12 protein-coding genes are annotated in these 14,545 nt (G+C 53.5%); 1 reads left to right on the forward strand and 11 read right to left on the reverse strand.

Annotated elements, in window-relative coordinates:
- Positions 1–203 precede the first annotated feature (203 nt).
- The 10 genes from RRB22_09375 to RRB22_09420 all read right to left on the reverse strand — a co-directional run bounded on the left by RRB22_09375 (position 204) and on the right by RRB22_09420 (position 12,457).
- The gene (locus RRB22_09375; protein ID MDT8384614.1) at positions 204–1,238 is read right to left on the reverse strand and encodes a hypothetical protein; all 1,035 of its coding nucleotides are present in this window, start codon (positions 1,236–1,238) and stop codon (positions 204–206) included.
- 66 nt (positions 1,239–1,304) lie between these two features.
- Positions 1,305–1,844, reverse strand: coding sequence for a cytochrome c (locus RRB22_09380; protein MDT8384615.1), 540 nt, complete (start codon positions 1,842–1,844; stop codon positions 1,305–1,307).
- Complete coding sequence (locus tag RRB22_09385; protein MDT8384616.1) at positions 1,841–2,368, reverse strand: quinol:electron acceptor oxidoreductase subunit ActD; 528 nt, start codon at positions 2,366–2,368, stop codon at positions 1,841–1,843. The genes RRB22_09380 and RRB22_09385 overlap by 4 nt, the downstream gene beginning before the upstream one ends.
- Positions 2,369–3,781 carry an NrfD/PsrC family molybdoenzyme membrane anchor subunit gene (nrfD, locus tag RRB22_09390; GenBank protein ID MDT8384617.1) on the reverse strand — a complete coding sequence of 471 codons (1,413 nt, stop codon included), beginning with the start codon at positions 3,779–3,781 and terminating at the stop codon, positions 2,369–2,371.
- 72 nt (positions 3,782–3,853) lie between these two features.
- On the reverse strand, positions 3,854–4,696 hold the full coding sequence (locus RRB22_09395; protein ID MDT8384618.1) for a 4Fe-4S dicluster domain-containing protein: 843 nt from the start codon (positions 4,694–4,696) through the stop codon (positions 3,854–3,856).
- 2 nt (positions 4,697–4,698) lie between these two features.
- Positions 4,699–6,915: a molybdopterin-dependent oxidoreductase gene (locus RRB22_09400; protein MDT8384619.1), complete on the reverse strand. Its 2,217-nt coding sequence runs from the start codon at positions 6,913–6,915 to the stop codon at positions 4,699–4,701.
- A 69-nt stretch (positions 6,916–6,984) separates the two neighbouring features.
- Positions 6,985–7,608: a cytochrome c3 family protein gene (locus RRB22_09405; protein ID MDT8384620.1), complete on the reverse strand. Its 624-nt coding sequence runs from the start codon at positions 7,606–7,608 to the stop codon at positions 6,985–6,987.
- Positions 7,609–8,304: 696 nt separating this feature from the next.
- Positions 8,305–8,742, reverse strand: a complete 438-nt coding sequence (locus RRB22_09410) for a universal stress protein (protein ID MDT8384621.1) — start codon at positions 8,740–8,742, stop codon at positions 8,305–8,307.
- Between the two features lie 142 nt (positions 8,743–8,884).
- Positions 8,885–11,956: a fused MFS/spermidine synthase gene (locus RRB22_09415; protein MDT8384622.1), complete on the reverse strand. Its 3,072-nt coding sequence runs from the start codon at positions 11,954–11,956 to the stop codon at positions 8,885–8,887.
- Between the two features lie 336 nt (positions 11,957–12,292).
- Positions 12,293–12,457, reverse strand: coding sequence for a hypothetical protein (locus RRB22_09420; GenBank protein MDT8384623.1), 165 nt, complete (start codon positions 12,455–12,457; stop codon positions 12,293–12,295).
- 779 nt (positions 12,458–13,236) lie between these two features.
- Here RRB22_09420 and RRB22_09425 point away from each other — a divergent pair.
- Complete coding sequence (locus RRB22_09425) at positions 13,237–14,202, forward strand: alpha/beta hydrolase (GenBank protein ID MDT8384624.1); 966 nt, start codon at positions 13,237–13,239, stop codon at positions 14,200–14,202.
- 9 nt (positions 14,203–14,211) lie between these two features.
- On the opposite strand, the gene RRB22_09430 is transcribed toward RRB22_09425, so the two are convergent.
- On the reverse strand, positions 14,212–14,545 hold a 334-nt coding region (locus RRB22_09430), incomplete at its 5' end, for an ATP-binding cassette domain-containing protein (GenBank protein ID MDT8384625.1).

Here is a 14,545-nt window from a genome sequence, read left to right on the forward strand (position 1 = left end):
GGGAGCATAGCAGAGAATATCTCGCCAAGAACATTGTTTATTTTAATATTATTATAAGCTAATGCGCTGATGGCAGGCCTGTTCCATGAGCCTATCTGACCTCGGGCACAAAAAAAGGGCTCAGAGAGCCCTTTTTGTTCCATCCAACGTTTCTATCCAGAACGACGCTTAGCCGGTATCAATCCGGCTAACCGCTGTCGCCATTAACTGCGCACCAGACCGTAGCGGGTCATGACCGTCCGCACGGAGAGCCAGCCGGCCACGGCGATCACCACCGTGACCACAATGTCGAATATCGAGGTCATCGGGATATGATAAAACTCCGGTGACACCGAGCCTGACACCCAGGTATAACGTTCGATCCAGGTGCCGAGCATGATGCTGGCGGCGACCAACAGGATCACCCGGGGGTTGTGTCGATTCGGTGTCCAGACCGCAAAGGTGACGAACGGCACCATAAATTTCAGCACCAGGAAGGTCCACCACAGTGGGGCCAGGTCATGCTGCATCATGCCGTAGAAGCGATCCATCTCTTCCGGCAGCCGGCCGTACCACATAATGAGAAACTGCGTGAAATAGAAATAGGTCCACAGGATCGTGAAGGCCAGCATCATTTGTGCGAGATAGTTAAACACAAAAGGCTTGTAGGGTTTTGCCACCTTGCCGGAGCGGTGCAGCATAATCAGCAACACGGCGAGAAACGCCAGGAAGAAATGGAACATGCTGACAAACTGATAGACGCCGTAACTGGCGCTGTGCCAGCCGGGAATCATCGTCATCTCAAAGTCCCAGGCCACCATGGTGCCATACAGTACGTAGACGCCCGGAATGCACAGGGCAATATTGCGAAATGTCCGATGCACCGCCGGTGAATCATCAATCGAGGTCTTGTGCTGATATTTGATAAACAGGCCGAAGAAACCGGCAACCACCAGAAAACCCACTATCTGCCGGGTCACCAGGAAGCCATAATCATGCCAGCCATTCAGGTGATTACCCTCTTCATGTGCCTGTGCCAGCCACTGGAAAGTGCTTTCACCACTGCCCAATAGTACCAGCAACAGCACGCCGGCCAGCGGGAACAATCCCGCCGTTGCGACGGCAAAATAGCGCACCTGGAAACGCCACTTGCCGTTTGCCAGGTGCAGGATAGACGCAAATGTCACCCCCGCCAGCGCCAGATACAGCACCACCAGGAAATTTGTGGTCAGAACAGACCAGCTACCAAAGTTCTCCATTTACCTGTTACCCCTTTTATCTTTTCTCTGTGTCATTGCACTAGTCATTGCGCGAATCACGGCGGACTATTTTGCAGCGACGGTGGTTTCTTTCAACAAACCATTTTTGACATAGTTCACAACGTGCCAGCGTTCTTCAACTGACAGGTCGTTGGAGCCACCCTGTTCACCCGGCACCCCGTAGGCCGGCATCACGAAACTGCCAAAAGTGATCGTGCCCCAGAGCCAGCCTTCGGTAAGCGTCTTTTGTACGTAATCATCGGTTAGATCAATGGCGCCGATTTTCCCACTCACCGGCGACTCTGCCTTACCTGACAGGCCGTGACATGCCGCACAATAAATGCGGAACAGGTTGCGTCCCTTTTTCAGCGAGGCGGCGGTCACTGGAATCGGATTGACCAGATCTTTGGCTTCATCGCGGTTCGCGACCTTGGTCGGAGTACCCATCACCGGGACAGAGCGGGCGGGAAAGGGCGTCATCACCCCCTCCTGTGGTTTTATGCTGGGCTGGTTCATCATGTCCTGTGACCACGGCCATGCAAGCGCCACTGATGGAATAGTCAACACGGCCAGAATTAGCGCTATGCGTTTCATCGAATGGTTCATCGTATGACCTCTTCTCGAATTTCCAATACCTTATGCTTTTGAAAAAGCGCTCTCACCGACTCGCTAATTGACTCATCGACCTCAACCAGAATGGCCACCTGGTCAAGGCTGACTTTTTCGCTATACAGTGCACTGCGCTTTTTAAACAGGCCTGACAGAAACAGAAACGCAAAGAACGTGCTCCAGACGCCGAAGAAAATCAGCATCTCATACATCAATACAAAATTTGACGGCAAGGGAATAACCGGCTTGCCACCTTGCGGCTGCACCAGGAAGGTGGCCTGTGCGCCGGACAGGAACAGAAACCCGAATGTCAGGCCGAACAGGGCACCGAACAGGGTGAATTTCTGGATGTGTACCGGGCGCTCACCCAGGACCTCCTCCACCTCAGGATGTTCGATAGGTGATTTCATGGTGACATCATCTACCGTCAATCCAGGGACCTCATTACGGCGAATATCAGCGATGGCGTCATGCGCCTCATCAAAATCGCTGAACAGGCCCATCATTCTTTTTTTAGTCATTTATGCACCCTCCCCGCCGGTAGTCTGAGTTGCCGGTTTGGCATGATCGGTCATGCGCGCCAGATCTTCTTCACCCGCAGAACGTTTGCGATGAAAGACCATCTCTTTCACCTCATACATCGATACCGACGGAAATACTTTTACAAACACCAGGAACAACATGCCGAACCAGCCAAAGCTGCCGAACACAATGGCCCACTCCACGATACTGCCGTACATGACATCCCATTGATGTGGCTCGTGTGACATCGACAATGTCGGCGCCACGATCATCCAGCGTTCAAAGAACATACCCAGATTCAGGAACAGCGACACCACAAACATGGTCGGCATATGCCGGCGCAGGGAACGGAATGCCAGCGCGAACGGCAACACCGAACCGCAAAAGATCATCGTCCAGAAAATCCAGGCATAGGCACCCGTGGCCTTGGAGATAAGCAACTCCTTGTTATACACATCATGGCCGTACCAGACAGAGGCAAACTCGACCAGGTTCAGGTAAGTCCATACCATGGCGATAGCGAAGGTCAGTTTGCAGGTTTTTTCCATGATCGGCAGGGTCATGTATTCCTCAAAACGGAAGAAATAACGCAGCAGCACAAACAGGGTGATAATGGCCGCACAACCCGAGTACAACGCACCGGCCACAAAATAGGGCGGGAAGGTGGTGACGTGCCAACCAGGCATGATCGACATTGCAAAGTCCGCCGATACAATGGAATGCACCGATACCGCCAACGGGATCAGGAAGCAGGCCATCAACAGATAGATCTTGCGGAAGTTGCGCCATTGGCGGTCACTGCCCACCCAACCCAGTGATAGCATGGTGTACAGCTTTTTACGCCAGCCAGTGGTGTTGTCACGACAAATCGCCAGATCCGGTATCATGCCGACAAACAGGAATAGCATGGAAGCGGAAAGATAGGTGCTGATCGCGAAGGCATCCCATACCAGCGGCGAACGGAAATTCGGCCAATGACCCCGATCGCTGACGTAGGGCAACACCCAGTACATATTCCAGACACGACCCAGATGGATGATAGGAAACAGGCCCGCGGTCATCAGTGAGAACGTGGTCATGGCTTCGGCAAACCGATAAATCGGCTTGCGCCAGTCGGCGTGAATCAGATGCAGGATAGCCGACAATAAGGTGCCGGAGTGACTCATGCCAATCCAGAACACGAAGGAGGCGATATACATATCCCACATGTGCGGGTTGTTGAGGTTAGAAGGCCCCATACCCACGGTGTACTGGATGTATTCCGCCACGGCGGCACAGGCCACCATTGCCAGACACACTATCAGCGTCACCCAATAGGCCGGGCGTGGATTTTCCATACTCTTCAACACATCAGTGTTGATTTTTGCCCAAGCAATCTGCTCGTTAATGTCTTTCTCTGTCACCATCGTCATTGTTATATCACCTTAATCTTTTTTGACGGCCGTACTTCTTTAAAGGGTTCACAAAGGATCTTTAAAAGAGGTTTATACATTTTCACGAACACGTTCGAGATACATCACTGACGGATCGACGTTGAGTTCTTCGAAAATCCGGTAGCCACGTAAATCGGCATTCTTCTTCGCATTTTTTGTCTGCTGGTAAACACCGCGCTCCACCTGATGCTTTTTCCACAGTTTGCTCACCATGCTGTTCTCATCCATGGCGTCACCGAACACAATGGCAGACGTCGGACAAGCCTGTGCGCAGGCCGTCATCGCCTCACCGTCTTCAACCGGGCGATCCTCCATGTAGGCCTTATCCTTGGCGGTGCGGATACGCTGCACGCAGAAGGTACATTTCTCCATTACACCTTTATCACGAACGGACAGATCCGGATTGAGCTGCTGCTCCATCGGTTGCGGCCATGCAGATTCGTAGTAAGAATAGAAATTGAAGTACCGCACGCGGAACGGACAGTTATTTGAACAATAGCGTGAACCGATACAGCGGTTGTACACCTGCGCGTTCAACCCGTCTGGCGTGTGATAGGTCGCGGCAACCGGGCACACCGGTTCACAGGTCGCGGCACCGCACTGCTGGCACATCATTGGCAGAAAGCTGGCGCCCTGTTCCGGATATTCTTTATCAGGCTGATCCCAATAACGCTCGATACGCAACCAGTGCATGGCCTGGCCCTTTTCAAAACGCTCTTTACCGACCACGGCAAGATTGTTCTCCGCATAACAAGCGGTAGAACAGGCATTGCAACCGGTGCACAGATCAAGATTAATGGCCATTGCCCAGCGGTGTTCATATTTATGATGACCACCTTCCTCGGCACCTTTACGGAAGTCTGACCAATGATTAAGAATATTGTCTAATGACATGGTTATGCTCCCTCCGAACGCTTGACCTGCTCAACGGGCACGGTCACCACCAACTTACGCCCTGCTTGACTATCACCGCTGCCGGTACCCATTCGTACAATCGACAGTGCATCTGCCTCACCTATTTTCTTCACCGTGACGCGCGTGCTGAACATGGCCAGCTCACCCGTCATCGCATCCGTTGTCGCATCAAGGATTTTCAGCGGATTCACGCCCAGGCCCTTCGCATAACGACCATAGGCCTCATGCCCCTGACCCAACGGCACTGCGACGGCATCATGATGCACGCCCTTGAGCAGTACCACCCGCACATCAACACTGCCCTGCGCTGAGCTTATCCGCACCAGATCCAGATTCGCGATTCCCATTTTGGCGGCGGTATCCGGGTGCATTTCGGCCCACGAATCCCACACCACCTTACTGATGTGGTCGGGCGCTTCCTGCAGCCACGGCAGGTTCGCATGCCGTCCGTCGAACAAACCCATGCGCGCCGAAGGCACCAGTGACAAGCCATCCGCAGCGCCTTCCGTCACCGGCGCGGCAAACGATACGACTGTCGACTGCAGTTTACGCGCGCCGGACTCGACGTTGATCACCCCGGTTTGCAGGGCGGTGTTCCAGAACTCGTTATTATTCTGCGCAGATTGCTTCACATCGGCCGGCATCGCGGCAAAGGCATTACGCAGATAGGCGTAATAGTCCTCAAACTGCGCATATTCTTCACTCTTTCGTTGTTTCAACAGAGATAGCAGAATGTCGCCCAGCCCTCTGGTTTGCGAATGCAGCCTTTCCATCAACGGCTGCTGCACATGAATCGCATTCGACTCCGCCTGATTGGCCGGCACCTGCGTTCCCCAATCTTCAAGATAGGAATCCACCGGCAACACCAGATCGGCGGCCATTACGGTTTCATCCGGGAACTGCGCGATCGCGACCTTGAAGCCGATGTTGGCCATTGCCTCACCCAGGCCCAGAGCCTGCGGCGCGGAATAAACCGGGTTGCTGCCATAGAAGATGGCGGCATCCAGCTGTTGCGCCTTCGCATCCGCAGCAAAGGCCAGCAGGTCTGAGGTGCCTCCCTGCCTGGACATCAGCTGCGGGAAGGGGAAATCGCCGGCCGACTCGATGGTCTTGCCGACGTTGCCCAATATATGGTTCAGCAACATCACTGCGGCGGTTGCCGCATAGCCGTGCGCATGGCCCTCTACCGTCGCACCGGCGAGCACCAGGCTCGGTGAACGCTCAGACAGCAACTGGGTCACGCGCTGTATACGGTGTCCCGCGACACCCGTGGTTCTGGCGACACGGGTAATGTCGTGATCATCAATCATCGCGCGCACGTCGGAAGGAATGCCCGCATCGCTCAGCTTAAGCTTGTTGAGCAGCAGATTCGCCATTCCCAGCGCCAATATACCCTCGGTACCCGGCTTGATGGCCAACCACAAATCGGCATTACCACCCGTCAGTGACATCTTCGATTCGATTTGCACCAGTAGGCCGCGTTCCTTATTGGTGCGGAAGGCGGCGTACTGCCCTGCGTAATGCACCGGCGACTGGCCCGCGCCGAGGAAGTCCGCGCCAAAGGAGACCACCATCTTCGCCTTGTCCAAACGCAACCGCGGTGTTGCCTCACCCAGCATGTCCGTATTGACGGCGCGCGACACGGCGTTATTCACCACCTCATGCACATAGTGTTTTGTCGAACCCATGGCCTCCAGGTGGTTGGCGACCAGCGCAGCCTGATGGCCGCTCATTGTGCCGGTAAACCAGCCAAATCGATCACCGCTGACGGCAGCCAGTTTCTCTTCCAGCACAGCCATTGCCTGATCCCAGGTCACGGCCGCCAGGCTACCACCGGTGCGTAACATCGGTGTGGTGATGCGATCCGGATTGTAATGGCCCTGCACGCCGGCCTGTCCCATCATGCACAGCTTGCCCTTGTTCAAGGCCGCATCGGGATTACCTTCCAGCTTTAACACCCGACCCTCGCGTACGCGCCCATGGATGCCGCAGCCGGCCCCACACTGGGTACAGGTTGAGGCATACCATACACCCACACCCGGAATGACATACTCCTCAGGCATCAGGTAAGAAACGACCTCTTCCTTACCTTCTTCCAGGGTGACGGTGGAGGGCAGATCGCAGCCGCTCAACGCAGCGCCAGCACCACTCCAGCCCATTACTTTCAGGAAACTTCTACGGTTTATCTTTCCGATCATAGTCGTTTTTCCACTCTATTAATTCGCCTACTCAAAACCACCTACGCCCAATCCTGCTGCGCGGGATTATTATTTGTGACACTTCCAGCAATCACCCGGCGCGCCAAGCTCTTTGTTTTGAATGTGACAACCAACACAGAAACCCATATTCAGCGGTTTAACTTTGTTGGCCACCGTCATGTTTTCCACTTCACCATGACAAAACGCGCACACTTCCTTCACGTTTTCCACGGGAAGCTCACGATCAAACACCATTTTTTTCAAGTGTTTTTCATGCGTAAAGTGCACAAAATCCGGCACGTCATGCACCTTTTTCCACAGCGGGGGAGTTTTGTCTTCCCAGTATTTGGTGAGCGCCTGAATACGCGGCTTGTCGGTGGCGATAACCTTGTGACAACCCATGCACTTACTGGTGGGAGGGATGCCAGCTACCTTGCTGCGTCGCGCATAGGTATGGCAGTACATACAGTTAATACCGTTATCCTTAACATGTATGTTGTGAGGAAACTCAATGGGCTGGGGGACATCCTCCCCCTTATGAGTTCCGCCGGGAGGCACGACGTCATACTTGGCAGCCATCGCCACTGAAGACAGCAACAACATCGCCAGACAGATGAGTCCGACAATCCCGGTCCCAGCGACATCCCCAAAACTACGGCGTTGCGCATTCGGATTGATTAAACGGTTCTTCACTACCATCTCTTTCCTCGATACGTGTTGGTTATGCATTTAACAACAAATAACTACAAATGGTTTAACAAGGTATTGATTATTCACGGGCAATCAGGCCCAAACACAGAAAACCCGGCCACATCGATCAGCTGACCGACGCAGCACTCGTCTAACACGGCTCACGCCGCCGATTGGAAATTTCCTGATTTCTGCTAAATCAAGCCAGCTGAAGCAGCCGCTTGTTCTCCCTCGATTCTTGGCAAGTCGTGCTCGCCTATTATTTATTGATGACGACCTTCCTCAACAATGGACGTCAACTCCTCGGCTGGTTCACACTATCACGCCTGAAATGCGTGCCCTGTACCGGGCATTTCTACATCTCATACCGCGCCAACGGAGCATTCTGGTATATCAGAATATTATTATTAATCTAATAAACTTAATTATCAGTTTTATCTATGGCCACGATGCTAGACTAATCCCGTCGGACGTGTCAACGCAATTCTAAGAAAAAAACTCAACAATTAATTTCCATAATAATCACTGCCTTGCACTAGTATGACCCGGGATGCAAGGACCCGTTTTATGCGGAAAATCACCCTGTTTTTTATCATGCGCCAGCAGGCGCACCGGCACGAATTCACCAACTTCAAATAGCCGCACGTCCACCAAACAGCGCTGCGGACTCAACACCCCGGCGCCGGACAAAACCGCCATTCACCCACCCACCCGTACCGCCAACACATCACAGGGGGCGTGATGCAGCACCGCATTCGCCACGGAACCCAACAAGCGGGAGATTCCGTGGCGGCCATGTCGGCCCAGCACAATCAGATCCGCCTGCTGTGCCTGCGCATACTCAATGATCTCTGATTTCGTTGAACCCTGCACCACCGCCTGGTGCAGGCGCTCAACCCTGATTTGCCCTGCCAGCGCCGCCAGGTGATTCGTTGCCTGAAGCACTAGTTGCTGTTCGATGTCTTGCTGCTGCGGCAGCACCAGCTCATTCGCCAGATCGACAGGAATATATTCCACGACATGCAACAAGCTGAGCTGCGCATGATAAAAATTGGCCAGTTCAGCCGCCCGCGATGCGACAATGATATTTTCATCGCTAAGGTCAACCGCACACAGGATATGCTGGTAATCACTCATGCCACCTCCTTTGACCGACCGTTAGCCTGACGATCACATCTGCCGCCAAAGACCGCCCACCCGGTTACATCAACTATAGCTATAGCGAAACAAAATCCTCTGCACCGACATATTCCAACTATTCCAGCCGGTATTACCGCCGTCACGAAGCAGCGGCCAATTTCTCCACCTTGGCGCGTAATGTTTTCAGTTTATAGCTGGCCTCTGGGTTCAAACGATCAAGCCGCCTGAGCAGATCCTGCGAACGACTCCCCTGCTCGGCCTCAACAGCCTCGCTCAGCAATGTCTGAATGCGCACAATTTCCTTATCCTGCTGCTTGATGATCAGGCGCGCCATGCGCTCAAGCTGCGGGGCATCATTGATGGCGCCATAATAGCCTGCCAGCAGCCGCATCTGGGGAAGCTCTGGCGAAACATGCTGCGCCAGGGCATGCAGGGCGGCACCGGCCGCGGTCAAATCCCGCTTGGCCAGGGCCGACAGACGCCACAGCTTTTCCGCATCGTATTTCGCATTCAATACGATAAGCTCATCATAATGCCCCCGCTCATACAACAAACGGGCTGACAGCGTGCGGCGTAAACTCTCCATCTCCACCTTGGGCATTACGGCGGCGGCCTCTTCATAACGGCCGCGATCCGCCAGCGACAATGCCTGCTGTATATAGGTGCGATCCGGCCAGTGCGGGTGCTGGGCAAACAGGGCATCCGCCTCATCAAATTCAAAGCGGTGCCAGTGTTTTTCATACTCAATGCCACGTGCCTTGATCGGATCGAGGTCCCGCAACTGGTCCGCCGCATGCTGCGCCATCTCCAGCTCATTCCATTCAGAAAGATAAAATGTGCCCAGGTCATAAATGCGCTCAACCGCATCGGCGCCAAAATGGGGGCGCAGGTTAAACCGATATTCCCCTCTCAAAAAATCGTAGGGGTTTTCTTCGGGCGGTGGATCATTATCCATTGCCGACAGGCGCACCTCCGAAAGAATATTGGTATCAGTATTGGCAGGCACCGTCATGGACGCCGCCAGCGCCTCTTCACGACTGAGCGAGAAGTACCACATCAAGTCACGGGCCGAATAGATGTCATAGTAATTCAACGCAGCCTTGATTTTCGTCCCACTCATGCGTTGTTCGATTTGTGCAAAATCAAATATCAGCGGCGAGCCAGAGCCGTACATAATGAAGTCGCCCGTGCTGAGATTAGCAAAGCTCATACCATGCGGAAACACCTCATAAAATGCCCGCATCAGGGATTTCAACGTGGTCGCATCCATGTGAAACAGGTTCACCCATTGGCTGTATATGCCGCCTTCATTGAGCCGTGAATTGACCAACTCAAAAAAGTTTTTGGTAAACACATTTGCTGCGCGCGCCAGCCAGGGATGTGATGGTTGTGCAGCGATAATGTCGTAGCGAGTGTTTTCGGTCAGCAGGGTATTGCGCGCATCGTTGAGCGTGAGGGTAACGCGCGGGTCCTCCAACGCAGGAATCTTCCCGCCCAGAATCGCACGCCCCGCCTCCACCACCGCCGGCTCCAGCTCAACCACGCGGATCGACTCCAGCTGGGTAAAGGTCAGTGCCTTGGTGGTAATGCCGCCACCGAAACCCACCACAAAGGCCGACTTGGGGTTTTCATGCACCAGGTACGGCACCAGACCCAACAGGCTTTCCACCAGCAGCACATTATTTTCGTCCTCAAGATCGATAAAGGATTCATTGAGGCCATTATTTTGCAGCTTCACATGCCGATCGTCATAAGTCACCATGCTGATGACACCGGCCTTACCCTCTTTCAGAAACAGATACTTTGGCTCCTTGCCGGTATAGGCCTCTTCATCATATTGCACCGAGCTGATCAGATCCTTGTAACTGAGATGTGGCAGCAGCCAGCTGCCCAGTAGCGCGATCAACGCAACAGAGGTGATCGCCACCCTGGCCAGCTGTGTTTTCAGTGCCGGCACGAACAGGAAGGGCAACAACAACAGCACAATCGCCATGGACGTCAACAACACATCGGTGCCGTAATAGGGAATCAGCCAGAACCCCGCCATTAAGGAACCAAAAATACTGGCGACCGTGTTGACCGCGTAGGCCTTGCCGATACGTGCCCGCACGCCCTGCAGGTTGCCGCAATAGAGTTTCAGGTTGAGGGGGAACAGCACGCCAAACAGAAAGGTTGGGGGGAACAACAGCATAAATACAAACGCATACTTCACGCCATGCTTCAGCCACGGTTCCACCGGGAAGTGATTAATCGCCTGATAGATAGGCGGGATCCAGGTCAGACCAGCACGGGTCAGCAACAAGGAGCCACCCAGCAACACCAGTCCGAAGGCCATCCACAACTCCGGACGTTGCATGCGCTCAAGATGGGATTTAATGGCCCATGAACCGGCAGCGATACCGGTGAGGAAGATGGTCAGAATCGCCGCAAAACCATAAATAGTGGTTCCGGTGAAAATTGACAGATACTTGGTCCAGCCCACCTCGGTGGCGATCGCCACCAGGCCGGTGGCAAACAGCACCATCAAGGCCCGGCCACGCAGGGGTGCCTCCTCCACCGCTGAGACCGATGTCGCTGAAGCGGGCACCGCTGCCGATACTTCAATCGGGGGCAGCTCAATCTTTCGATTGAGATATACCGCCAGCACCACAATCAGCAGGTTGAAACTGAAGGCAATATAGACCGCACCGTCCAGACCCCAGTTAGGCACAAAAAAGAAACCGGCCAGCGCCGCCCCCAGCACCGCACCCGCCGTATTCAGGCTATAGAGCTGGCTGACGCGCAGACCCACCTCATCTTTACGACGGATAAGGATCGATGCCATTACCGGAAAGGTTGCGCCCATGCACACGGTGGGGATCAGCAGCAGCGCCGTGGTGACCGCGAACTTGTTGGGGATCGTCGCGCCCAGCGCCGGCGTCGCCGCCATGATGGCATCCAGATTCAGCAAAATAGGCAGCAGCGCCAGGCCCGACAGGCCAATAATAATCTCCAGCGCAATATACGGTTTGAGATCATTGATACGATTGCGGGTAATCCGTTCGGCCAGATAACTGCCCAGCGCCAGGCCCAAAAAGAAGGCCGCCAATACCGTGCTAATGGAGGCGCTGGTAGAGCCCATGCTCAGCCCCAGCAACCTGACCCAGACCACCTGATAAGTGAGACTGGCGATACCGGATAACAATAAAAACGTGGCCGTAAGCAAAAACATAGCGGGAAGTCCTTTTATTTTTTTTAATGTAATCTGACGCTGAGGTAGACCGGCAAGGCTCGGGGATTATGTCACAAAACCATCCAATAAAAACCGCGCTCAACACTGCCTCCATCGCCAACAGTCCCTGTCAACCGCTTGAATTTACAAACATTAAATCCGCTATCGGGCGACCATGCCTGCCCCACAAAAAACTACATATAGCTGTTTATTATTAAAAGATCGGTTTTGCCTATTAAACGGCCATTTTTGGCTATATTTTGACCATTCACCGGAGGTTAAGGCCCTGTGCCGTCAGGGAAAACCAGCACAAGCATCCTTTATCACCCTTTAAAATCAATAAGTTATGGCCAGCTTTTTTTCTTCATGAACCCCTTCACAAGATTGACAACCAAGTCCTGCCTTGCTAACTTCTGCAACGTCATTGATCTTCTGGGTGGTGAAAATCACCCCGGTGATTAATGACACAGAACGATCAGCAGTGGTAGCGTTGATCAACACTGTGCTAGTTTCATGTACTGTCAATACACATGTATTGTCGTACCTGCAGCTAGTCATCAATGTTTGTTACTTACTTACTCTGGAGGTCACTATGGGTGGCGGAATGGGTGGTGGTGGCGGCGGCGGTGGCGGCGGTATGGGCGGCGGAATGGGTGGCGGCGGCATGGGCGGCGGTGGTGGTGGTGGCGGTATGGGCGGCGGAATGTAATCCGACGCAAAACCATACTGTTACACACAACCAGTATAGCTAGACATCTGACAACGGATGTTGTTGCGCAAGCAACGCCTGTGTAGCCTGCTAACCTGCTCACGCAGCTTTGCAGCTTCACCAATGTGGCTTATACCCCACGTTAAAAATAGAAGGGAACTCTATTTCGGTAGGGTTCCCTTCTTGTTTTTAAGCCCCTTATTTTTTAAGCCCCTTATTTTTTAAGCCCCTTATTTTTTAACCCTCTTGTTTTTGTACCCCTTGCTTCCAGACTCCTGCATCTTTGCCTATCTGAAAATTTCCGGCGCTTCGAGTACGCCACTTCACAGACTCTCAGCCCCACGCTTCCTGGCAGCGACCTCCCCTGATCACCGGTGATCATTGCGGATTTCTGACATGCCCTCAGGCCATGGCTAAACGCGGTCACTGCAATCGTTTCATGCCCGTTGCCCTGACGCCACGGTTAAGAAATTTTCGCCATCGAACCTGTTTATTTCTTGAATTGTCATGCGACGGGCTCTAGCATCACGTCTGATCATTTACTCAACCCACCGACTCATGGAGGAGTGCCATGCTTTTTCTGACCAACCGTGAACCCAAAGGCTCGATTCGAACCAAAAGGGGACGCGATTTTCATTTTGATTTAACCAAAAACAGCCCCGCCAACTCGGTCTATTTTTGCCAACGAAAAGGCAAGGATAAATACACCGAGTTGGGCTCAACGAATTTCATGGCGACGCTGCAAAAAAGCACGGCCAAGCAGCTGCTGTTATACATTCACGGTTTTTCCAACCTGCCCGAACCGGACATCTTTCCCCGCGCAGCCAAGTTGCAGTCGCTGTTTGACCAGAAGGAAAAAGACCTGGTGGAGGTCATCCCCATCATCTGGCCCTGCGATGACGACAAAGGCATCATTCAGGATTACTGGGACGACCAGAAGTCCGCGGATCAAAGCGCCTATTCATTCGCGCGGGCGCTACAACACTTCATGAATTGGCGTAACCAGCAGGCTGAAGGCGCTCCCTGCCTGAAGCGCATCAATGTTCTTGCCCATTCCATGGGTAATCGGGTATTGCGCGAAACCCTGGCGAAATGGGATCAATATGATCTGGCATCCGGCGTGCCATTACTGTTTCGCAACACAATTCTGATGGCGGCCGATGTCGTTAATGAAACCCTGGAAAAAAATGAGCGTGGTGCGTTGATCAGCCACGCCTCAAGAAATGTTTCGGTGTATTTTGCATCGGATGATCTGGCGCTGCGTTCCAGCAAGATTTCCAATCTGAAAAACAATGTGGCATCACGTCGATTGGGACACACCGGACCGGAGGACATGAATAAAGTGCATACCAATGTCTATGCCATCGACTGCGACAACTTCAACAACACCTATGACATGCCCAAGGGACACAGCTATTTTCTGGAGGACGACACGCAACACCCGGGGCAGGTGTTTGAGCATCTTTTCAATACGATTTCAACGGGACGCGTGCAGGTTTCAGACGAGCGAAGACGTCATCATATTTTGCCGGGGTAAGGCGCCGACCTATTCAGCCTCCGTCGTCTGCCACTCCACCGCCTCGCGGTAGCGTGGATGACTGGCCATGAGTTCCTCATGCCGGCCGATACTCAGACTGCCATCACCCTCAAAATAGATGACGCGGTCGGCGGAGCGGATGGAGGAATAACGATGCGCAATCAGCAGGGTGGTGCGGTGCGCCCGTAGCTCATCGAGCGCCTGCACAATCACCTGCTCAGACTGGCTGTCCAGTGCTGATGAGGCCTCGTCCAGAATCAGAATCGGCGCATCACGCAGAAAGGCCTGCGCAATGGCCAGGCGCTGTTTCTGCCCCCCCGACAGTTCGGTACCCCCCGCGCCC

The organism is Gammaproteobacteria bacterium (assembly GCA_032250735.1).
Classification (GTDB): domain Bacteria; phylum Pseudomonadota; class Gammaproteobacteria; order SZUA-152; family SZUA-152; genus SZUA-152.